This is a genomic window from Curvibacter lanceolatus ATCC 14669, assembly GCF_000381265.1.
Lineage (GTDB): Bacteria > Pseudomonadota > Gammaproteobacteria > Burkholderiales > Burkholderiaceae_C > Curvibacter > Curvibacter lanceolatus.
On record NZ_KB906258.1, the window covers coordinates 242,000 to 262,364 of the forward strand.

Annotated in this window: 17 protein-coding genes and 2 tRNA genes; 11 read left to right on the forward strand and 8 right to left on the reverse strand. The window is 69.0% G+C overall.

Annotation, left to right across the window (positions count from 1 at the left end):
• Positions 1 to 19 precede the first annotated feature (19 nt).
• From F624_RS0113310 to F624_RS0113320, 3 genes are read left to right on the forward strand one after another with little or no spacing between them, the layout of a single operon-like run.
• Positions 20 to 1,198, forward strand: coding sequence for an efflux RND transporter periplasmic adaptor subunit (locus F624_RS0113310; protein ID WP_031254943.1), 1,179 nt, complete (start codon positions 20 to 22; stop codon positions 1,196 to 1,198).
• A gap of 3 nt (positions 1,199 to 1,201) precedes the next feature.
• A complete protein-coding gene (locus F624_RS0113315; RefSeq protein WP_019574808.1) occupies positions 1,202 to 4,291 on the forward strand; it encodes an efflux RND transporter permease subunit in 3,090 nt (1,029 codons plus the stop codon).
• Positions 4,292 to 4,302: 11 nt separating this feature from the next.
• Positions 4,303 to 4,629: a P-II family nitrogen regulator gene (locus F624_RS0113320; protein ID WP_019574809.1), complete on the forward strand. Its 327-nt coding sequence runs from the start codon at positions 4,303 to 4,305 to the stop codon at positions 4,627 to 4,629.
• Between the two features lie 63 nt (positions 4,630 to 4,692).
• On the opposite strand, the gene F624_RS0113325 is transcribed toward F624_RS0113320, so the two are convergent.
• Both F624_RS0113325 and F624_RS0113330 read right to left on the reverse strand, forming a co-directional pair.
• Positions 4,693 to 5,994, reverse strand: coding sequence for a cytochrome-c peroxidase (locus F624_RS0113325; protein ID WP_019574810.1), 1,302 nt, complete (start codon positions 5,992 to 5,994; stop codon positions 4,693 to 4,695).
• A complete protein-coding gene (locus F624_RS0113330) occupies positions 5,991 to 7,472 on the reverse strand; it encodes a metallophosphoesterase (RefSeq protein WP_019574811.1) in 1,482 nt (493 codons plus the stop codon). Before F624_RS0113330 ends, F624_RS0113325 begins: the two co-directional genes overlap by 4 nt.
• A 198-nt stretch (positions 7,473 to 7,670) precedes the next feature.
• On the opposite strand from F624_RS0113330, the gene ureA reads away from it, so the two are divergent.
• The 7 genes from ureA (at position 7,671) to F624_RS32505 (ending at position 13,088) form a co-directional block, all read left to right on the forward strand.
• The gene (ureA, locus tag F624_RS0113335; RefSeq protein ID WP_019574812.1) at positions 7,671 to 7,973 is read left to right on the forward strand and encodes an urease subunit gamma; all 303 of its coding nucleotides are present in this window, start codon (positions 7,671 to 7,673) and stop codon (positions 7,971 to 7,973) included.
• A gap of 197 nt (positions 7,974 to 8,170) precedes the next feature.
• On the forward strand, positions 8,171 to 8,476 hold the full coding sequence (locus F624_RS0113340; RefSeq protein ID WP_019574813.1) for an urease subunit beta: 306 nt from the start codon (positions 8,171 to 8,173) through the stop codon (positions 8,474 to 8,476).
• Between the two features lie 23 nt (positions 8,477 to 8,499).
• Positions 8,500 to 10,218, forward strand: a complete 1,719-nt coding sequence (ureC, locus tag F624_RS0113345) for an urease subunit alpha (RefSeq protein WP_031254944.1) — start codon at positions 8,500 to 8,502, stop codon at positions 10,216 to 10,218.
• Positions 10,219 to 10,317: 99 nt separating this feature from the next.
• A complete protein-coding gene (gene ureE, locus F624_RS0113350) occupies positions 10,318 to 11,091 on the forward strand; it encodes an urease accessory protein UreE (protein ID WP_019574815.1) in 774 nt (257 codons plus the stop codon).
• A complete protein-coding gene (locus tag F624_RS0113355) occupies positions 11,075 to 11,785 on the forward strand; it encodes an urease accessory protein UreF (RefSeq protein ID WP_019574816.1) in 711 nt (236 codons plus the stop codon). Before ureE ends, F624_RS0113355 begins: the two co-directional genes overlap by 17 nt.
• A 19-nt stretch (positions 11,786 to 11,804) precedes the next feature.
• Entirely contained in the window at positions 11,805 to 12,452 is a 648-nt protein-coding gene (gene ureG, locus F624_RS0113360) for an urease accessory protein UreG (RefSeq protein ID WP_019574817.1), read from the forward strand.
• Positions 12,453 to 12,665: 213 nt separating this feature from the next.
• A complete protein-coding gene (locus F624_RS32505) occupies positions 12,666 to 13,088 on the forward strand; it encodes a superinfection immunity protein (protein ID WP_019574818.1) in 423 nt (140 codons plus the stop codon).
• Positions 13,089 to 13,090: 2 nt separating this feature from the next.
• Here F624_RS32505 and F624_RS0113370 read toward each other — a convergent pair whose 3' ends face one another.
• Both F624_RS0113370 and F624_RS0113375 read right to left on the reverse strand, forming a co-directional pair.
• A complete protein-coding gene (locus F624_RS0113370; protein WP_019574819.1) occupies positions 13,091 to 14,176 on the reverse strand; it encodes an ATP-binding protein in 1,086 nt (361 codons plus the stop codon).
• Positions 14,177 to 14,200: 24 nt separating this feature from the next.
• Positions 14,201 to 14,926, reverse strand: coding sequence for a response regulator (locus F624_RS0113375; RefSeq protein ID WP_019574820.1), 726 nt, complete (start codon positions 14,924 to 14,926; stop codon positions 14,201 to 14,203).
• Between the two features lie 264 nt (positions 14,927 to 15,190).
• Between F624_RS0113375 and F624_RS0113380 the strand changes: the two genes are divergently transcribed.
• Positions 15,191 to 15,278: transfer RNA gene (locus tag F624_RS0113380), tRNA-Ser, on the forward strand.
• Positions 15,279 to 15,384: 106 nt separating this feature from the next.
• Here F624_RS0113380 and F624_RS0113385 read toward each other — a convergent pair.
• The 4 genes from F624_RS0113385 to selB form a co-directional block, all read right to left on the reverse strand.
• A complete protein-coding gene (locus F624_RS0113385; RefSeq protein ID WP_019574821.1) occupies positions 15,385 to 17,577 on the reverse strand; it encodes a xanthine dehydrogenase family protein molybdopterin-binding subunit in 2,193 nt (730 codons plus the stop codon).
• Between the two features lie 10 nt (positions 17,578 to 17,587).
• Positions 17,588 to 18,040, reverse strand: coding sequence for a (2Fe-2S)-binding protein (locus F624_RS0113390; protein ID WP_019574822.1), 453 nt, complete (start codon positions 18,038 to 18,040; stop codon positions 17,588 to 17,590).
• Between the two features lie 188 nt (positions 18,041 to 18,228).
• A tRNA-Sec gene (locus F624_RS0113395) sits at positions 18,229 to 18,321 on the reverse strand.
• 105 nt (positions 18,322 to 18,426) lie between these two features.
• Positions 18,427 to 20,358 carry a selenocysteine-specific translation elongation factor gene (gene selB / locus F624_RS0113400; protein WP_019574823.1) on the reverse strand — a complete coding sequence of 644 codons (1,932 nt, stop codon included), beginning with the start codon at positions 20,356 to 20,358 and terminating at the stop codon, positions 18,427 to 18,429.
• Between the last annotated feature and the right edge of the window lie 7 nt (positions 20,359 to 20,365).

Sequence of the window (20,365 nt, forward strand, 5' to 3'; positions counted from 1 at the left end):
CCATTCCATGAAACCGATCATGAACACCTTCAAGCTCCCTCCCCTGCCCCTGGCCACCCTGAGCACGCTGACCTTGGCCCTGCTCTGCGCCTTCACACTGAGCGCCTGCGGCCCCGCCGACAAGCCCATGCCTGTCGCGGAGACCCCCGCCACCGACCCGCTGGAAGTGCGGGTCAAGCCCGAGATGGCGGCGCAGTTCAAGGTCCAGAAACTGGCCCCGGTCTCCCTGGTGCCCACGCAGGACGTGTCCGGCCGCATCGAGGCCAATGACCGCCTGGTGACCCGCATCGGCGCCTCGGTCACCGGCCGCGTGACCGACGTGCTGGCCGAGGTGGGCGACCGCGTCAAGACCGGTCAGGCCCTGGCCCATGTGGCCAGCCCCGAGCTGACCACGGCCCAACTGGCCTACCTGCGCGCCCATGCGGCCAGCCAGCTGGCCGAGCGCGCCGTGGAACGCGCCCGCCAGTTGATCCAGGCCGATGTGATCGGCTCGGCCGAACTGCAGCGCCGTGAATCCGAGCTGAGCATCGCCCGCGCCGAACTGCGCGCCGCCGGCGACCAGCTGCAGCTGATGGGCCTGCCCGCAGGCGCCATCGAACAACTGCGCAGCCAGGGCACCCTGGCCGCCAAGACCGCCGTGGTGGCCACGCTGTCGGGCGTGGTGATCGAGCGCCAGGTCAGCCGAGGCCAGGTGGCCCAGCCGGGCGACCCGCTGTTCACCGTGGCCGACCTGGGCAATGTCTGGGTGGTGGGCGGCCTGCCTGAACAGGCGGCCCGCTCGGTGCAGCCGGGCCAGGCGGTGGAGATCGAGGTGCCGGCCCTCGGCGCCCAACGCCTGCAGGGCAAGATCGTCTATGTGGGCGACACCGTGTCGCCCGAGACGCGCACCGTGACCATCCGAACCCAGGTCGACAACGCCCGCCGCGACCTCAAGCCGCAGATGCTGGCCACCATGCGCATTGCCGCCGCGCCGCAGCAGGTGCTGGCCGTGCCCGCTGCCGCCGTGGTGCGCGAGAACGACCGCGACCACGTGTTCGTGCGCCAGGCCGAGGGGCGCTACCGCCTCACGCCGGTCGAGCTGGGGGCCGCCAGCGGCGCGCTGCGCCCCCTGCTCAAGGGCCTGCCCGAGGGCAGCGAGGTGGTGGTCGAAGGGGCCTTCCACCTGAACAACGAGCGCAAGCGCGCCGAACTGGAGTAAGCCATGGTTGCCTCCCTGATCCGTGCCGCGCTGAGCCAGCGCCTGGTGGTGGTGGTGCTGGCCCTGGTGCTGTGCGCCTTCGGCGTGCGCGAAGCCACGCGACTGTCGGTGGACGCCTTCCCCGACGTGACCAATGTGCAGGTGCAAGTGGCCACCGAAGCCCCCGGGCGCTCGCCCGAGGAGATCGAGCGCTTCGTGACCGTGCCCCTGGAGATCGCCATGACCGGGCTGCCCGGCCTGGTCGAGATGCGCTCGCTCAACAAGAGCGGCCTGTCCATCATCACCCTGGTGTTCACCGACACCACCGATGTGTACTTTGCCCGCCAGCTGGTGACCGAACGCCTGATCGAGGTGACGCCTCGCATGCCGGCCGGCATCGTGCCGGTGCTGGGCCCGGTCTCCACCGGCCTGGGCGAGGTCTACCAGTACACGCTCGAAAAGCCCGACGACGGCCAGCGCGCGCTCACCCCTGAAGAGCTGGCCGAACGCCGCACCGTGCAGGACTGGGTGCTGCGCCCCATGCTGCGCTCGATCCCGGGCGTGGCCGAGATCAACTCGCAGGGCGGCTACGTCAAGCAGTACCAGGCCCTGGTCGACCCCGGGCGGCTGCGCCACTACGGACTGTCGGTGCAGCAGGTGGTGCAGGCGATCGCCAGCAACAACGCCAACGCCAGCGGCGGCATCCTGCCGCAGCTGACCGAGCAGTACCTGATCCGCGGCCTGGGGCTGATCCGCACGCTGGACGACATCGGCAACATCGTGGTCAAGGAACAGGCCGGCGTGCCGGTGTACGTGCGCGATGTGGCCACCGTGCAGTTGGGCAGCGAGGTGCGCCAGGGCGCCATCATCAAGGGTGGCTACACCGAGGGGGTGTCGGGCATCGTGCTGATGATGCGGGGCGGCAACGCCAAGCAGGTGGTGGGCCGGGTGAAAGACCGGGTGGACGAGATCAACCGCCAGGGCCTGCTGCCCGACGGGCTGCAGATCGTGCCCTACTACGACCGCACCGAGCTGGTCGACTCGGCCCTGTTCACCGTGGGCAAGGTGCTGGTCGAGGGCATCTTCCTGGTGGTGGTGGTGCTGTTCATCTTCCTGGGCGATGTGCGCTCCAGCCTGATCGTGGTGGCCACCCTGGTGATCACACCGCTGAGCACCTTCATCCTGATGAACCGCTATGGCATCTCGGCCAACCTGATGTCATTGGGAGGGCTGGCAATTGCCATCGGCCTGATGGTGGACGCCACGGTGGTGGTGGTCGAGAACGTGTACCACCGCGTGGGCCAGGCGGGCGCCGGCATGGGGGCGCGGGTGCGCGCCATCCTCGACGCCACCACCGAGGTGGCCACGCCGACCATCTTCGGCATGGCCATCATCATCCTGGTGTTCCTGCCGCTGATGACGCTGCAGGGCATCGAGGGCAAGATGTTCGCCCCGCTGGCCCTGACCATCGCCATGGCCCTGGCCGTGTCGCTGGTGGTGTCGCTGATCCTGTCGCCGGTGCTGTGCGCCTACTTCCTCAAGGGCGGGGCCGACCACGACACCCGGCTGATCGCCTTCCTGAAGCGCCACTACCTGCGCCTGCTGGACGGCGCCACGCTGCGCAGCCGCCTCACGCTGGGCGTGGCGGTGGGTCTGCTGCTGGGCTCGCTGGCGCTGTTTCCGCTGCTGGGCAAGTCCTTCATGCCCACCATGAAGGAAGGCGCGCTGACGCCGCAGATCAACCGCGTGCCCAGCATCTCGCTGGACGAATCCATCCGCATGGAAATGAGCGCCATGAAGACCGTGGCCGAGGTGCCGGGCGTGCGCATGGTGGTGTCCAAGCTGGGTCGGGGCGAGTCGCCCGCCGACCCGGCCGGGCCCAACGAGTCCGACCCCATCGTGCTGCTGGACCCGAAGTCGGGCCGCACCCAGGACGAGATCGACGAGGACATCCGCCAGCGCCTGTCCAGCATCCCGGGCGTGCAGATCGTGCTGTCGCAGCCGATCTCCGAGCGGGTGGACGAGATGGTGACCGGGGTGCGCTCGCAGCTGGCCATCAAGGTGTTCGGCGACGAACTGGGTGAGCTCAAGCGCCTGTCCGAGCAGGTGGCGCGGGTGCTGAAAAGCGTGGACGGCAGCCGCGACATCCGCATCGAGCGCCTGTCGGGCCAGCAGGCGCTGACGGTGGACATCGACCGCAAGGCCATCGCCCGCCATGGCATCAACGTGGCCGACGTGCACAGCCTGATCGAGACCGCCATCGGCGGCAAGGAAGTGACCACCCTGTACGAGGGCGAGCGCCGCTACAACGTGGTGGTGCGCTTCCCGGCGGCGGCGCGGCAGAGCGCCGAGGCCATCGGCAACACCTTGCTGACCACGCCCGACGGCGCCCAGGTGCCGCTGTACTCGGTGGCACGCATCGAGCTGGTGGACGGCCCGGCACAGATCAGCCGTGAAAGCGGCAAGCGCCGCGTGGTGGTGGGGGCCAACGTGGAAGGCCGCGACCTGGCCGGCTACGTGGCCGAGGTGCAGCAGCGCCTGGCCCAGGAGGTGCGCCTGCCCGAGGGCTACGAGTTCCGCTTTGGCGGGCAGTTCGAGAACATGGAGCGCGCCATGGGCACGCTGGCGGTGATCGTGCCGTTGACCATTGTGGCCATCTTCTTCCTGCTGTTCCTGCTGTTCAACTCGGTGCGCCTGGCCAGCCTGATCATCCTGGTGCTGCCCTTTGCCTCGATCGGCGGCCTGGTGGGCCTGTTCGTGACCGGCGAGTACCTGAGCGTGCCGGCCTCGGTGGGCTTCATCGCGCTGTGGGGCATTGCGGTGCTCAATGGCGTGGTGCTGGTGACCTGCATCCGGCGCCTGCGCGAGGACGGCCTGGAGGTGGCCGCTGCGGTGCGTGAAGGCTGCGTGCAGCGCTTCCGCCCCGTGATGATGACGGCCACCGTGGCCCTGCTGGGGCTGGTGCCGTTTCTGTTTGCCACCGGCCCGGGCTCGGAGGTGCAGCGCCCGCTGGCCATCGTGGTGATCGGGGGCCTGATCTCCTCCACCCTGCTGACCCTGGTGGTGCTGCCCACGCTGTACCGCTGGTTCGACGAAAAACCCACCGAAGCCTGAAGGAGACCGCCATGAAGGAAATCCGTGCCATCGTGCGGCCCAGCCGCCTGAACCGCCTGCGCGACGCGCTGCGCGCCATCCCCAACTTTCCGGGGGTGACCATCTTCCGGGCCGAGGGCTTCACCGCCCCGGCGGCGGTGGACAAGCGCAGCGTGCGCGAAGAGCTGACCGACTTCAGCCCCAAGCTGATGGTGTCGGTGCTGGCCCAAGCCGAGATGGTGGAGACCATCCGCCAGGCCATCACCCAGGCCTGCCAGACCGGGCAGATCGGGGACGGCCTGGTCTGGGTGGTGGACATCGACGAGACCCACCGCATCCGCGACGGCAGCGCGGTGTGAGCCTCTGCCCCCCTGTGAACCTGTGAGGGTTCTCAGGGGGGGCGGCATCGCCGCCAGACTGGTTCAGGGTGGCGGCATCACCGCCACGTAGGGCGCATCGGTCAGGGTGCGCAAGAAGGCCACCAGATCATCGATGTCCTGCTCGCTGAGCGCGGGCGGCTGGTCGGGGCGGCGGTTCAGCGGCGGCGAGTTGACGTTCACATTGCCGCGGTGGGCCCGGGCCACGTCCTCGAACACGCTGCCCGAGGCGTACCACTCGCCGGGTTTGATCGAACGCGTGTTGTAGAAGGCCACCGCGTCGCGCAGCGAGTGCAGCACGCCGTTGTGCATGAAGCTCTGGCGCAGCGCCACGTTGCGCAGGCCGGGCGTGCGCAGGTAGGCGCACCATTGCTGCGGCTCGGGCCAATGCTGGGCCCGGGCCGTGGCGCACAGGCCCTCATCGAAGTGGCCCGGCTGGCGGTTGGGCGCCAGGGCCCGGTTGCGCGGCACGGCAATGGCGTCGTAGCCGAAATCGGTGAACAACGAGCGCTCGGGCCGTGAAGCCGTGTCCGACAAAGCGTGGCACGAGGCGCAGTTGCCCTTGTCGGGGTTCTTGAACAGCGCCAGGCCGCGCATCTCGGGCGGGCTCAGCGGCTTGCGATCCCGCAGGTAGGCATCGAAGCGCGAGCTGAAGGGTGCCATCTCGTCGCTTTGCAGGTAGGCCTCGAAGGCAGCGCCCAGGGCCTGCACCAGGGCCTCGGGATCGCGCAGCACGGCGGGGCCGAAGGGCGCCACGCCGCTGTCGGCCAGCGATTGGGCCAGGCCGTTGCGGCGCAGGCGCTGCAGCAACTGACGCGGGCTGCCGTTGTTCATCTCATGCGGGTCGAACAGGGGCCCACGCGCCTGCTCGGCCAGGGTGTCGGCGCGGCCATCGGCCATCAAACCGCCGAAGGGCGAGGGATACGGGGCATCGTCGTCCTGGTAGAAGTGGCGGCGCGGCACATAGCGCACATACAGCAGCGAGGGTGCGTTGCGCAGGCTGAACTGGCCGGCGCGGCTGCCACGCGGCGTGCCCGGCCCACCGGCCAGGGCCTGCGGCCCGGGCATGAAGGCGCGGGCCGGGTCGTGGCAACTGGCGCACGAGGCGCCGGCCGGCTCGGACAGGCGCGGCTCGACAAACAGGCGCCGGCCCAGGGCCACCAGGGCCGGGTCGGGCGCGAAGCGGGCGCTGGTGGCGTCGTACTTGGCGGCCACCAGCGGGCTGCGGCCGATCGCGGCCAGCACCTTCTGCGCGCCACCGCCCGAGACCAGCACCACGCTGTCGGGGGCGGCCAGCGCCCCGAGCGACACGCTCAGTGCCAGCAGCCCAGTGAGCAGCGACCTCACGGCGTCAGGAAGCCGGTCTTGTCGCAGCTCAGTGCCTTGCCCGACTGCACGCAGGTGGCCATCAGCTTGCCGGCGGCGCTGTAGGCCTTGAAGGTCCAGCCCGTGGCGGGGGCCGCGTTGCGGTCCATCACCATGAAGCCGAAGCTGGCGCTGTGCGTGATGCGGTCGATGGTGGCGCCCACGGCGGGCGTCAGCCCGGCGGGCAGCGGGTCGGGCAGGGCCACGTCCAGCGAGTCGCCGCCATTGCCCGTGACCAGCGTGGCCGGGTGGCCCGAGGCGAAGTTGATGGCCTGGAAGTCATGCACGTGGCCGTGCAGGGCCACGTTGACGCCCGGCGGGTAATAGGCCTGGGCGTTCAGGCTGCTCATGGCCGACTGCAGGGCCAGGTTGCCCGGTGCCGGGGTGCTGCCGGCCACCGGGGCAAAGGCCAGGATGGGGTGGTGGTTGGTGAAGATCGTGTTGACCATGCCGGTTTTGGCGGCCAGGCTGCCCACGGTCTGGAACTGCTTCTGGTAGATGGCGAACTGGGCATCGGTGGGCTTGAGCGCGGCCGAGCCGGTCTTGGCCGAGTCGAACACCACAATTTGCGAATCACTGCCCAGGGCGACGGCGTAGGGGTCGCTGTAGTTGGCCGTGCCGTCGTTGACCGGGTCATCGCAACTGCGGGCAGCCGAGTAGCTGCGCACGTCCATGAAGCGGTACCAGCCCTGGCCGGCGCGCGCGCACTCCTCGTGGTTGCCGCGCACCACCACCCAGGGGGCGGCAGACAGCAGCGGGGCGGCGGGCTGGAACAGGTCGGCCAGCCAGGTGTCCCAACCGTAGCCCCAGGGGCTGCCCTGGCAGCCGGCCACGTCGCTGGGGCAGGCGTTCTCACGGTAGTGGTAGTCGCCGATGTGCAGCACCAGGTCGGGGGTCATCGAGGCGGCCACCTTGGACAGGCTGGCAAACGGCCAGGCCACCGGGTCGCTGCAGGCCTGCCAGGCGGCGCCGGCCTTCTTCATGCGGCAGCCGGTGTCGGCCAGCACCAGCACACGCTGGGGATTGGCCTTGGGCACGGGCAGCGCGCGGTTGGCCACGGCCACCTTCTGCGCCCCGCTGGGCAAGTTGGCTTCGCACACCGAGACCGGGAAGGCCGAGGGCTTGGAGTCCACCGGGTCGCTGGCGGTGGTGCGCTGTGCAGCGGTGCCGGGGCCCACGCGCAGGTTCATGCGGGTGGCATTGCCGTCCACCACCAGCAGCGGGCAGGCAGCGTTGGCGCTGGTGGCTCCGGTGGTGCTGGTCGGCGGGGTGTAGCTGGTGACCACGCGGGCGATGGCCTGGTTGCTGTCGCCCATCTCCACCCAGGCGGCCTGGATGTTGGCGTCGCCGCTGGCGGCGTCGGGTGAGCTGTCGCCCGTGCAGCCGGGCAGCACCAGGGCCGCGCCCAGGGTGGACAGGCCGGCCAGCCAGACCAGGGGGTGCTGTTTCAGTTGTTTCATGGTGGGTTCTCCGTCCTCGGTAAACCCAGCACCGTACGGGGGTGCTGTTTCAAGGTCGTGACAAGGCCGAAACCCAGGCTTTACCGGAGCCTTCGCGCCAGCGGCACAGGGCTCGGGCACCAGCCTGGTGCACCACCGGGCAAGATTCCTGCTTTAACATTTGGAGACATCCAGACTGACCGATATCGAGGCATCCCCATGGAATTGACCCCCCGGGAAAAAGACAAGCTGCTCATCTTCACCGCCGCCCTGCTGGCCGAGCGCCGCAAGGCACGGGGCCTGAAGCTGAACTACCCCGAGGCGGTGGCCTACATCAGCGCCGCCGTGATGGAGGGCGCACGCGACGGCAAGACCGTGGCCCAGCTGATGAGCGAGGGTCGCACCCTGCTCAGCCGCGACGAGGTGATGGAGGGCATCCCCGAGATGATCCCGGACATCCAGGTCGAGGCCACCTTCCCTGACGGCACCAAGCTCGTCACCGTCCACCAGCCGATTCCATGACCCCCCCTGAGTCGCCTGCGGCGCCTTCCCCCCGAGGGGGACGACACCAGCGGCCTGGCAAAGCCAGCACCGCGGCGTCTGCTGGCATGGCTTGCTCCGCAGCCACCGGACTGTTGTGGGCGCGCCAGTGGCTCAGGACATCAGGCCTTCCGCAGCACTGCGGCTGACTTCAAAAACAGCGACAGGAGAACCACCCCATGATTCCCGGCGAACTGATCATCGACGAGGGCGAGCACGCCCTGAACACCGACCGCCCCACCGTGACCCTGCTGGTGCGCAACACCGGCGACCGGCCGATCCAGGTGGGCTCGCACTACCACTTTGCCGAAACCAATGCGGCGCTCGGCTTTGACCGCGCGGCCGCGCGCGGCATGCGGCTGAACATCGCCTCGGGCACGGCCGTGCGCTTCGAGCCGGGGCAGGAGCGCACCGTCGAGCTGGTCGCGGTGTCGGGCAGCCGCCACATCTACGGTTTTCGCGGCCTGGTGCAGGGCGCCCTCTGAACCCCGCAGGCAAAGGACACACCATGAGTTCCATTTCACGCCGCGCCTACGCGGAAATGTTCGGCCCCACCACGGGTGACCGCATCCGACTGGCCGACACCGACCTGATCATCGAGATCGAACACGACCACACCCTGGCCGCTGGCAGCTATGGCGAAGAGGTGAAGTTCGGCGGTGGCAAGACCATCCGCGACGGCATGGCGCAAAGCCAGCGCGCCCGCGCCGAAGGCGCCGTCGACACCGTGCTGACCAATGCCGTGATCCTGGACCACTGGGGCGTGGTGAAGGCCGACATCGGTCTGAAGAACGGCCGCATCGTGAAGATCGGCAAGGCCGGCAACCCCGACACCCAGCCCGGGGTGGACATCATCATCGGCCCGGGCACCGAAGTGATCAGCTGCGAAGGCAAGATCGTCACCGCCGGCGGCATCGACACCCACATCCACTTCATCGCGCCGCAGCAGATCGAAGAAGCCCTCTGCAGCGGCATCACCACCATGATCGGGGGCGGCACCGGCCCGGCCACGGGCACCTTTGCCACCACCTGCACGCCCGGCCCCTGGAACATCGAACGCATGATGCAGGCGGCCGACGCCTTTCCGATGAACCTGGGTTTTCTGGGCAAGGGCAATGCCAGCCTGCCCACCGCGCTGCACGAGCAGATCGATGCCGGCGCCATCGGCCTGAAGCTGCACGAAGACTGGGGCACCACGCCCGCGGCCATCGACAACTGCCTGAACGTGGCCGAGCTGACCGACACCCAGGTGGCCATCCACACCGACACGCTCAATGAATCGGGCTTTGTCGAGGACACGGTGGCCGCCTTCAAGGGCCGCACCATCCACACCTTCCACACCGAAGGCGCGGGCGGCGGCCACGCCCCCGACATCCTGCGCGTGGTGGGCGAGGCCAATGTGTTGCCCTCGTCGACCAACCCGACGCGGCCCTACACCATCAACACGCTGGACGAGCACGTGGACATGCTGATGGTGTGCCACCACCTGCACGCCAACATCGCCGAAGACCTGGCCTTTGCGGAAAGCCGCATCCGCAAGGAGACCATCGCCGCCGAGGACATCCTGCACGACCTGGGGGCCATCAGCATGTTCAGCTCGGACAGCCAGGCCATGGGCCGGGTGGGCGAGGTGATCCTGCGCTGCTGGCAGACCGCGCACAAGATGAAGCAGCAGCGCGGCAAGCTGCCCGCCGACACGGCGCGCAATGACAACTACCGGGCCCGGCGCTACATCGCCAAATACACCATCAACCCGGCGATTGCGCACGGCATCGGCCACATCGTGGGCAGCATCGAGGAAGGCAAATGGGCCGACCTGGTGATCTGGAACCCGGCCTTCTTCGGCGTGAAGCCCTCGCTGATCCTCAAGGGCGGCTTCATCGCCATGGCCGCCATGGGCGACCCCAACGCCAGCATCCCCACGCCCCAACCGGTGCATTACCGGCCCATGTTCGGCGCCTTCGGCGGGGCCATCGCCAAGGGCTCGCTCACCTTTGTGTCGCAGGCCGGCATGGCGGCGGGCATCGACCAGCGCTACGGCCTGCACAAGACCCTGGCCGAGGTGAAGAACATCCGCAACGTGGGCAAGAAGGACATGCTGCTCAACGACTATGCCCCGCGCATGGAAGTGGACGCCCAGACCTACGAGGTGCGCGCCGACGGCCAGTTGCTGACCTGCGAGCCCGCCACCAGCCTGCCGATGGCGCAGCGCTACTTCCTGTTCTGAGCGCGTGCCGATCTTCTGAGACCCGGCTGCCCCCAGGGCCGGGGCCGAGGCGTTAAAGTTTCGGCCCCCGTTCTCACTTTCCCGTCTGGATTGCCGACCATGCTGCAGATCTCCAAAATCATCCCCGGTGGCCAGGGCCTGGCCCCCGTGCTGCTCAAGCGCGCCCACAGCCTCGAACTGGACTGGGACGTGCGCCAGAAAAGCCGCTTCGACGCCACCGACTCGGGCGGGCGCCACCTGGGCGTGTTCCTGCCGCGCGGCACCACGGTGCGCGGTGGCGACGTGCTGGTGGCCGAAGACGGCTCGCTGGTGCGCGTGATCGCGGCCCCTCAGCCCGTGCTGCGCATCACCCCCTGCAGCAGCCACGGCAGCCCCTTCGACCTGGTGCGGGCCGCCTACCACCTGGGCAACCGCCACGTGCCGATCGAGCTCAAGCCCGATCATCTGAAGATCGAGCCCGACCACGTGCTGGCCGACATGCTGCGCAGCATGCACCTGATCGTGAACGCGGTGGACGAATCGTTCGAGCCCGAATCGGGCGCCTACGGCGACCACGGCGGGCACCACCACGGGCATGGACACGAGCACGGCCATGAGCACCACGATCATGAGCACCACGATCATGAGCACCACGACCACGGTCACAAGCACGCGGCCCACGAACCCGGCCCCGGCGCCCCGCACGAGCACACGCAGGACTGCGGCCACGACCATGCACATGACCATGCACACGACCATGGGCACGAACACCAGCACGGGCATCAGCACACCCACACGCACGATCACAACCACGATCACCCGCACGACCACGGCCATGAACACGGCCCGGGCTGCGACCACGACCACGACCACGACCATGGGCACCGGCACTGAAGCCCCTGGCCCGGCCCTGCTCAGCCCCGGCACGGCCGGCCTGCTGTCGCTGATCTGGCTGGCCTCGCCAGCCCTGCCGGTGGGCGGCTTTTCTTACTCCGAGGGGCTGGAGGCCGCGGTCGAATGGGCCGGGGTCAGCAACGAAGCCACGGCCGCCGACTGGCTGCTGGACCAGTTGCACCTGGGCCTGGCCCGCGGCGATCTGGCCGTGCTGGCGGCCAGCGTGCAGGCGCTGCGCGCCGACCGCCTGGACCGGCTGGCCGAACTCAACCAATGGGTGCTGCACACCCGCGAGACCAGCGAGCTGCGCCTGCAAAGCGTGCAGATGGGCCGCTCGCTGATCGACTGGCTGCGCAACCTGCAGCCCGCCCAAGCCGAACGCGTGCAAGGCCTGGGCCTGAGCTACCCGGTGGCCTTTGCCGCGGCCGCCGCCGGCAGCCCCGCCAGCGCCGCCGACATCTGCGCCGCCTATGCCTTTGGCTGGTGCGAGAACATGAGCCAGACCGCCATCAAGGCCGTGCCCCTGGGCCAGAGCGCGGGCCAGCGCATCCTGGCCCGGCTGGCGGCCGAGATCCCGGCCGCGGTGGCCGGGGCCATGGCCCTGGACGATGCGGGCCGCCAGGCCTTCACACCCAGGCTGGCCGTGCTGTCGGCCCGCCACGAAACCCAGTATTCCCGGCTTTTCAGAAGCTGAACCCCAACCGAGAGCCCTCATGAGCACCGCCCTGCACCACATCCCCGGCCGCACCAAGAAACTTCCGCCCCTGCGCGTGGGCATCGGCGGGCCCGTCGGCTCGGGCAAGACCACCTTGCTCGAGATGCTGTGCAAGGCCATGAGCCCGCAGTACGACCTGATCGCCATCACCAACGACATCTACACCAAGGAAGACCAGCGCCTGCTGACCGTCAGCGGCGCGCTGCCGGCCGAACGCATCCTGGGCGTGGAAACCGGCGGCTGCCCGCACACCGCCATCCGTGAAGACGCCTCGATCAACCTCGAAGCCATCGACCGCATGCTGGCGCAGTTCCCCGACGCCGACGTGGTGTTTGTCGAGTCGGGCGGCGACAACCTGGCCGCCACCTTCAGCCCCGAACTCAGCGACCTGACGATCTACGTGATCGACGTGGCCGCGGGCGAGAAGATCCCGCGCAAGGGGGGCCCCGGCATCACCAAGAGCGACCTGTTCGTGATCAACAAGACCGACCTGGCCCCCCATGTGGGCGCCGATCTGGCGGTGATGGAAGCCGACACCCAGCGCATGCGCGGCAAGAAGCCCTATGTGATGACCAACCTGAAGACCCTCAGCGGCCTGACCCAGGTGGTGGAGTTCATCGAGACCAAGGGCATGCTCAAGGCCTGAGCCCCTCTGAACCTGCCCGACTCGCCCCTGACAGCCGAGCGGGCGGAAAGCGGCCCCCCCCTGGCTCAGACCAGACCGAGTGCCCAGACCGTGCCATAGTGCCCGAAAATGCGGTCTCGGAATCCAGGCCCTGGGTCTGAGTGCTTGTTTTTCAACGCCTCTCCTGATAGGTTCGTAACAATTCGTAAATTACCCGATGCGACGAGAGGGGCTATGTACATCCGACTGTTTGTGCTGATGATTTTGGTGGCGTTCAGCTATTACGCTGGCGTATCGCCCAACACCCGCAACCACGGGTTCAACACCGTGGTGGCTTATTCGCTGCTGGTGTTTGGCCCTCTGCTCTACCTGCTGCCCAGTTACGAGGCCTTCAGAAGACGGCAACCCAAGCGCCTGAAGATCGCCCTGCTGAACATTTTTCTGGGCTGGACCGTGCTGGTCTGGGTGGCAGCCCTGGTGATGGCCGTCAAGAAACCCGAGGTGGCCTTGCCTGATGGTGAGGAAAGCGGGTACTTCGACAGTGAATTGCTGGTGCGCGGCTTCTCCCTGGCCAATTGCCCCGCCTGCGGCGAAAAGGTGAAAGAAGACGCCGTCAAGTGCAAGCACTGCGGCGCCAGCCTCACACCAGCCGTCTGAGCTCAGGCCCCACGGACCGGCGGCTCCCCACGCCGCGGCAGCCGCACCACGGCCAGCAAGCCGCCGCCATCAGGCCGGTTGCGCAACTGCAACTGCCCCTGGTGGCGCAGCGCGATGTCCCGCGCAATCGACAGCCCCAAACCCATCCCCCCCCGGTGCCGCTGGGCAGCCCCCTCCAGACGCACAAAGGGCTGCAGCACGCGCTCCAGTTCGGCCTCGGGCAGGCCCGGGCCATGGTCGCGCACCTCGATGCCGACCTCACGGCCATCGTCCCAGAGGAAGATCTCGGCCTGCACGCCGTAGCGGATCGCATTGCCCAGCAAGTTGCCCAGGCAACGCCGCAAGGCCAGCGGTTGCACCAGCAAGGCCCCGGCGCGCCCATGCACCGGCACCCAGTGCCCGCAGGCCTGCTGGTCGTCGGCCAGGCTGTCCACCAGCGCCTTGATGTCCAGCCACACCGGCGGCTCGGGCGCAGCCACGCCGCGCAGGTGGTCCAGCGTGGTGGTGATCAAGGCGTCCATCTCGGCAATGTCGCGCCGGAACAGGCTGCGGTCGGCGGCATCGTGCAGGCGCTCGGCGCGCAGGCGCAGCCGGGTGAGCGGGGTGCGCAGATCGTGCGACACCGAGGCCACCACCCGGTCGCGCTCCTGCAGGCGCTGCTGCAAGGTGGTCTGCAACTGATTGAAGACCCGGCTGGCCTCCCGGAACTCGGTGCTGCCGTCCTCCGGCAAGGGGGGGCGTTCCAGCCCCTGGCCCATGGCCCGGGCGGCCAGCACCAGGCGCTCGATCGGGGCGGCACAGCAGCGCGCCCCCACCCAGGCGGCCAACACGGCGGCCAGCAGCCCCAGCGCCCACTCCAGCGCCCCCTGCCAGGACAGCGGCGGCGCCACCCACGCACTGGGCCCCTCCAGATCGAACACCCAGGCGTGCAAAGCCAGCAGCAAGGGCCCCAGCAGCAACTGCCCCACCACCGCCATGCCCACCATCACCCAGGCCAGGCGGCCGAACAGCGAGGCCGGCAGGCAGCGCCTGAGGCGGGCGCGCCAGCGCGACGGCTGTAAAAAGGGCTGGAACACGAGGGTGAACATGGCGCGCCTGTACAACGGGTGGGTTCAGGGCTGCCAGCCCATGCGGCCCTGCACGTTGCGCACATTGAACAGGTAGCCGGCCCCGCGCACGGTCTTGATGAAACGCGGCTCGCGCGGGTCGTCCCCCAGCTTCTGGCGCAGGCGCGACACCAGCAGGTCGATGCTGCGCTCGAACACCTCCATCGAGCGGCCACGCGCATCCTCCATCAACTGGTCACGGCTGCAGATGCGCCGCGGCATCGACAAAAAGGTGCACAGCAGCCTGAATTCGGCATTCGACAAGGGGGTGACCACCCCCTCGGGCGTGATCAGGTGGCGCGCCATGCGGTGCAGCTGCCAGCCGTCAAAGTGCACCACCTCGGACTCCTCGGGCGGTGGCGCCTGGCCGCTGGTGATGCGGCGCAACACGGTCTGGATGCGGGCCACCAGCTCACGCGGCTCGAAGGGCTTGCTCATGTAATCGTCGGCCCCCATCTCGAGCCCGATCACGCGGTCGTAAGGGTCGCCCCGGGCGGTGAGCATGATGATCGGGATGCGCGAGCGCGAGCGCAACTCGCGCGCGAGGGCCAGGCCATCGGTGCCGGGCAGCATCACGTCCAGCACCACCAGATCGACAGGCTGCGCCGCCAAGACCATGCGCATGGAGTCGGCATCGCGCGCCGTGTGGGCCGTGAAACCGAAGCGCGACAGGTATTGGGCCAGCAGTTGGGTGATGTCTGCATCATCGTCCACCACGAGGATGTGTTGCATGGGCAATCGAGAGCGAAAGACGCCGAAGTCTACGCACCGCCACCCCCCTCAAAGCCACTCAAATAGACCCTGAATACCCCGCTGTTCCAGCCTTAGAAACGTGGTTTGTAAGCATCTGCTTACAGTCCTGACATACCCCGCGTACCGCAGGCGCAGACAGTTGAAAGACCTGTGTCTGGCCGATCCACAGCCCCGCTTCGATGCCCGGCTTGACCCCGCCTCAGCCCAAATCGAGCCCCAAGGCCGGCTACAATGCGCGGCGAAGGAAGTGTGGCAGAGTGGTCGATTGCACCGGTCTTGAAAACCGGCGGCCCGAAAGGGTCCGTGAGTTCGAATCTCACCGCTTCCGCCAGTTACCCGCCCAAGTTGTTTCGGCAACTTGGGCGTTTTCTTTTGGGGTCCCGGAAATGGGCTTCGGCAGGCAAAGGCCGGCTGGAGCCCCCCCCGCGTACCACCCCTCAGGCCAATCCATACCCCGCATGCGAGAACGGCGTCTGGCGCAGGCGCTCGCCCGTGGCCTTGGCAATGGCGTTGGCCACGGCCGCGCTCATGGGGGCGTAAGGGGGCTCGCCCATGCCGCCCCAGACCTCGCCGCCGGTAGGCACCAGCACGGACGTGATCTGCGGCGTCTGGCGCAGTTGCAGCAGCGGGTAGTCGGCCAGGTTGGCCTGTTGCACGCGGCCGTCGCGCAGGTTGATCTCGCTCATGAACAGGGTGGTCAGCGCGTAGATCACATTGCCTTCGATCTGGGCCCGGGCCGAGTCGATGTTGGCGACATGGCCGGGGTCGACCGCCACCCACACCTTGTGCACGGTGACCACCTTCTGTGCCGACACCGACAGCTCGACCACCGCTGCGGCGTAGCTGCCGTAGGCGTCCTGCACGGCCAGGCCCTGCGCCCGGCCCTTGGCCAGGGGTTGGCCCCAATGGGCAGCACTGGCCACGGCTTGCAGCACCTTGCGATCGCGGCTGTCGGGGGGCAGCAGATCAAGCCGGCCCTGCAGAGGGTCTTTGCCGGCGGCGGCCAGCACCTCGTCCAAAAAGCATTCGCGGGCAAACGGGTTCTGCGAATGGAAGACCGAGCGCCAGAAGCCCACCGGCACGTTGATGTCGCACAGGCCGTGGCGCACGTCCAGGGCCGGCACCTGGTAGGGCATGTCGTGAAAGGATTCGCCGGCCTGGAAGTCCTGCCCGTTCTTCAGGGCCTCGGGGCGGATGGCCGCGACGATGGATTGCGAGGCCAGCAGTGCCTGCCAGGCCACCAGTTGGCCGCCCGCATCGAGCACCGCGCGCTGGCGGTACAGGGCGGCCGGGCGGTAGAAGTCGTGCTGCATGTCTTCCTCACGGCTCCAGAGCAACTTGACCGGCACACCGGGCAGGGCCTGGGCGATCTGCACCGATTGGCGCACAAAGTCTTGAAAGCCCCCGCGCCGACCGAAGCCGCCACCCAGGTAGGGGCGATGCACCTTCACCTGCTGCACCGGCAGGCCGGCGGTCTTGGCCGCCACCGCCAGCGTGGCCTCGGCGTTCTGCGTGGGGGCCCAGACCTCCAGCGTGTCGCCCTGCAGCAGGCTGGTGCAGTTCTGCGGTTCGAGGGTGAAGTGGCTCAGGTAGGGCACAAAGTACTCGGCCTCGACCACCTTGCCGGCCCCCGCCTCGGTCTGGGCCTTGGCAAAGTCGCCCACTTGCCGCAGGGGCCGCGCGGCCTGGGTGCCGGCCTCCAGCAGCTTGCGCACGGCGGCGTCATCGAGTTTGTCCTGGCCCTTGTAGTCCCAGGCGATCTTGAGGGCCTTGGCGGCCTGCTGGGCGCGCCACCAGTTGTCGGCCACGACGGCCACGAAGTCGGGGCCCGTGACCACCTTCTTCACGCCGCGGCGGTTCTTGACGGCGCCGTCGTCCACGCTGGCGGGTGCGCCGCCGAACACCGGGCATTGCACGATGGCGGCGTACAGCATGCCGGGCAGGCGCACATCGATGCCGAACACCGCGCTGCCGTTGACCTTGGCGGGGATGTCCAGGCGCGGGATGGGCTTGCCGATCAGGCCCCATTCCGAGGGCGCCTTGAGCTTGACCGACTCGGGCACCGGCTGCCGGGCCGCCTGGGTGGCCAAGGCGCCGTAGCTCAGGCTGCGCTGGCTGGCCGGGTGGCTCACGCGGCCGGCCTTGGCCACCACCTCGGTGATCGGTACGCCCCACTGCTGGGCAGCGGCCGCCTTGAGCATCTCACGGGCCACGGCGCCGGCCTTGCGCATCACGGCCTGCGAATCGCGAGTGCCACGGCTGCCACCGGTGGCAAAGGTCACGTACACCTTGTTGCGTGCGATGTGTTCGCTGACCGAGGCGAACTCCATTCGCACATCGGCCCATTGGCACTCAAGCTCTTCGGCCAGCATCATCGGCAGGCTGGTGCTGGTGCCCTGGCCCATTTCGGCGCGGGCCACCTCGCAGACCACCTGGTTGTCGGGTGTGATGCGGATCCAGGCGTTGATGTCGACGGCGTCCGAGGGGGCCGGGCCGGCCTTTTGTGCCATCGCGGGCAGGTGAAAGCCCAGGGCGAAGCCCGTGGCGGCTGCCGCACCGGCCTTGAGAAAGCTGCGGCGCGAAGCGGGCAGCACGTCAGAAGGGATGGGGGGGAGGATGGGGGTGTTCATGCGGGCCTCCTCAAGCGCGGGCCTTGCCCAGTTGGGCGGCCTCGTGGATGGCCGCCTTGATGCGGGGGTAGGTGCCGCAGCGGCACAGGTTGGTGATGGCGGCGTCGATGTCGGCATCGGTGGGGCGCGGCTTGCGCGCCAGCAAGGCCGTGGCGGCCATCAGCATGCCCGACTGGCAGTAGCCGCACTGCGGCACCTGCTTGGCGATCCAGGCCTTTTGCAGGGCCGAGGTGCCGCGCAAGCCCTCGATGGTGGTGATCTTGCGGCCCACGGCGGCGCTGGCCGGCAGGCTGCAAGAGCGCACAGGCTCGCCATCGAGCAGCACGGTGCAGGCCCCGCACATGGCCACGCCACAGCCGAACTTGGTGCCGGTCAGGCCAGCCTCGTCCCGGATGGCCCATAACAAGGGCATGTCGGTTTCGATGTCGAGAGACACGGTTTTGCCATTCAAGGTGAGCTGCATGGAAAGCCTTTCTGTGGGGGTGTGGGGGCTTGGCAGACCGGGCCAGGAAGCCGCCTGGCAGGCCGGCGCCCTGCATTGTGATCAGGCCATGATTTGCGGATCAGGGCGAGAGGGGATTCCCCCTGCAGGCCACTCTGGTTCACAGCCAAAGCCGACCGATCGGTGAAACCGCCTGGGATGGGATGGGGCGGAAAGCAGCAGGAGTCGAACCTACCCAGGAGCGGCTGACGCCCCTGACCGGGTTTGAAGCCCGGGCACACCACCGGGTGTGTATGCCTTCCAGTGCCGCAGGCTGGCGGGTGGCCGGCCTGGGTGAGAAATAGTGGCCCTGCCGCGGCGCGGGCCGGTGCAGGGTGGCTGGATTCTACCGGCGCCCTGCCCTGTTTTCAGGCTTCAAGGCGGCCCTGCCAGTGCGCATCAGGCCGCAGCAGGTGGGCGTCGCGCACGCGGCGGGTGTAGCCCACGCGGTCGAAGAACTCCAGGATCTGGATGGCGCGCTTGCGGCCCAGGCCGGTGGCGTCGCGAAAGGTGGCGGCCTCGACCAGGCCCTGGGGCTGTTCGGCGGCCAGGCGCGCCACCAGGGCGGCCAGCTCGTCCATGGCGCTGGCGGCGTAGAACAGGTCTTTCACCACCTGGAACACCAGCCCCTGGCGGGCCTGTTTGCGCAGCAGCTGGCGCACCCCGTCCTCGGTGCCGTGGTGGTCACGGGCCAGGTCGCGCACCCAGGGCGGGTCGTAGCGGCCGACCTGCAGGCTGCCCTGCACTTGTTGCCACAAGGTCTGCTCGGCGGCACTCAGTTGCACGCGGTGGCCGGGCAGGTGCAGCCAGGCCCCCGTCTGGGCGATCTGCTGCTCGCCCAGCAAGGTGTCGATGAGGCCGCGCCACAAGGCCTCGTGCTGGGGCTGCGCCAGGCCCGGCAGGGCCATGCGGCGCAGGCGCGCGGCGTTGAGCCCCGGCTCGTCGGGGTTCTTGTCGTGAAACAAGGCAACGCGGGCCAGCACCTGTTCGCGCAGGGGCTGCCAGCGCACGGGGTCGATCAGCAAGGCGTCGTCCGCCCCCAGGGGGATGGCGATGGCCAGGTCCTGCAGTTCGGTGGGCGCCAGCGCCCGGCCCAGCAGGCGCTGCAGCTGCGAACGCGGCAGGCCCAGCGCGGCGCTGGCGATCAGGGGGCGCGCATCGTCTGTGCTGACCAGGGCTTCGAGTGCGTCCAGCGTGGCCGTGCGCTCGGGACTGCGGCGTTTGCGCTCGGGGGCCTCGGGGTCGAGCACCCAGCCGCCGGCAATGGTGCGGCTGGCCTGGGCATTGCGCAAGATCAGGCGGTCGCCGGGCAGCGCAAACACGGGCGCATCGAGCACCAGCTGGGCGCGCACCTCGGTGCCGGGCTCGATGCGCTCGCCCTGCAGCAAAGCCACATGGGCCGTGAGGTGGGCGGTGCCCAGGTGCAGGTGCACGGGGGCCCATTGGGCCAGGGCCGGGGCGTCGGGCAACAGGCGCAGGCGCACGTCGATGCGCCGGCTGGCCTGCAGCGCGCGTGCGTCGGCGATCCAGTCGCCGCGGTGGATGTCGTCTTTGGCTATGCCCACCAGGTTGAGGGCGCAGCGCTGGCCCGCATGGCCTTCGGGCCGGTTCTGGTTCTGGGCGTGCAGGCTGCGCAGGCGCACACTCTGGCCGCTGGCCGAGTGCTGCAGGGTGTCGCCCACCTGCACCTGGCCGCCGAACACGGTGCCGGTGACCACGGTGCCCTGGCCGGCCAGGGTGAAGACGCGGTCCACCGCCAGCCGGAACAGGCCATGCCGCGGCCGGGCCGGCGCTGCCTGGGCCAGCGTGTGCAGGTGCTGGCGCAAGGCGGCCACGCCCGGGTCGTCAGGCTGCTGGGCCGCGGTTTCAAACACCGGGGCCCCGGCCAGCGGGGTGGGCGCCAGCAGCGCGGCGATGTCGGAGCGCACCTGGGCGCGGCGTTCGGGGCTGGCGCGGTCGGCCTTGCTCAGGGCCACGGTGGCCTGGCGCACGCCCAGCAGCAGCACGATGTCGAGGTGCTCACGGGTCTGCGGCATGAGGCCGTCGTCGGCCGCCACCACCAGCAGGGCATGGTCGATGCCCACCGCGCCGGCGGCCATGGTGTGCACAAAACGCTCGTGGCCGGGCACGTCGATGAGGCCCAGCACCTCCCCATTGGGCAACGGGGTGTAGGCATAACCGAGTTCGATCGAGATGCCGCGCTGTTTTTCTTCCTTGAGGCGGTCGGTGTCCACGCCGGTGAGGGCGCGCACCAGGGTGGTTTTGCCGTGGTCGATGTGGCCTGCGGTACCGATGATCATGGGCGGC

What these genes read in the sequence shown, in the direction of transcription:
- F624_RS0113310 (WP_031254943.1), top strand. Translation starts at nt 20, where the DNA reads ATGAACACCTTCAAGCTCCCTCCCCTGCCCCTGGCCACCCTGAGCACG.
- F624_RS0113315 (WP_019574808.1), top strand. Translation starts at nt 1,202, where the DNA reads ATGGTTGCCTCCCTGATCCGTGCCGCGCTGAGCCAGCGCCTGGTGGTG.
- F624_RS0113320 (WP_019574809.1), top strand. Translation starts at nt 4,303, where the DNA reads ATGAAGGAAATCCGTGCCATCGTGCGGCCCAGCCGCCTGAACCGCCTG.
- F624_RS0113330 (WP_019574811.1), bottom strand. Translation starts at nt 7,472, where the DNA reads ATGAAACAACTGAAACAGCACCCCCTGGTCTGGCTGGCCGGCCTGTCC.
- ureA (WP_019574812.1), top strand. Translation starts at nt 7,671, where the DNA reads ATGGAATTGACCCCCCGGGAAAAAGACAAGCTGCTCATCTTCACCGCC.
- F624_RS0113340 (WP_019574813.1), top strand. Translation starts at nt 8,171, where the DNA reads ATGATTCCCGGCGAACTGATCATCGACGAGGGCGAGCACGCCCTGAAC.
- ureC (WP_031254944.1), top strand. Translation starts at nt 8,500, where the DNA reads ATGAGTTCCATTTCACGCCGCGCCTACGCGGAAATGTTCGGCCCCACC.
- ureE (WP_019574815.1), top strand. Translation starts at nt 10,318, where the DNA reads ATGCTGCAGATCTCCAAAATCATCCCCGGTGGCCAGGGCCTGGCCCCC.
- F624_RS0113355 (WP_019574816.1), top strand. Translation starts at nt 11,075, where the DNA reads ATGGGCACCGGCACTGAAGCCCCTGGCCCGGCCCTGCTCAGCCCCGGC.
- ureG (WP_019574817.1), top strand. Translation starts at nt 11,805, where the DNA reads ATGAGCACCGCCCTGCACCACATCCCCGGCCGCACCAAGAAACTTCCG.
- F624_RS32505 (WP_019574818.1), top strand. Translation starts at nt 12,666, where the DNA reads ATGTACATCCGACTGTTTGTGCTGATGATTTTGGTGGCGTTCAGCTAT.
- F624_RS0113370 (WP_019574819.1), bottom strand. Translation starts at nt 14,176, where the DNA reads ATGTTCACCCTCGTGTTCCAGCCCTTTTTACAGCCGTCGCGCTGGCGC.
- F624_RS0113375 (WP_019574820.1), bottom strand. Translation starts at nt 14,926, where the DNA reads ATGCAACACATCCTCGTGGTGGACGATGATGCAGACATCACCCAACTG.
- F624_RS0113385 (WP_019574821.1), bottom strand. Translation starts at nt 17,577, where the DNA reads ATGAACACCCCCATCCTCCCCCCCATCCCTTCTGACGTGCTGCCCGCT.
- F624_RS0113390 (WP_019574822.1), bottom strand. Translation starts at nt 18,040, where the DNA reads ATGCAGCTCACCTTGAATGGCAAAACCGTGTCTCTCGACATCGAAACC.
- selB (WP_019574823.1), bottom strand. Translation starts at nt 20,358, where the DNA reads ATGATCATCGGTACCGCAGGCCACATCGACCACGGCAAAACCACCCTG.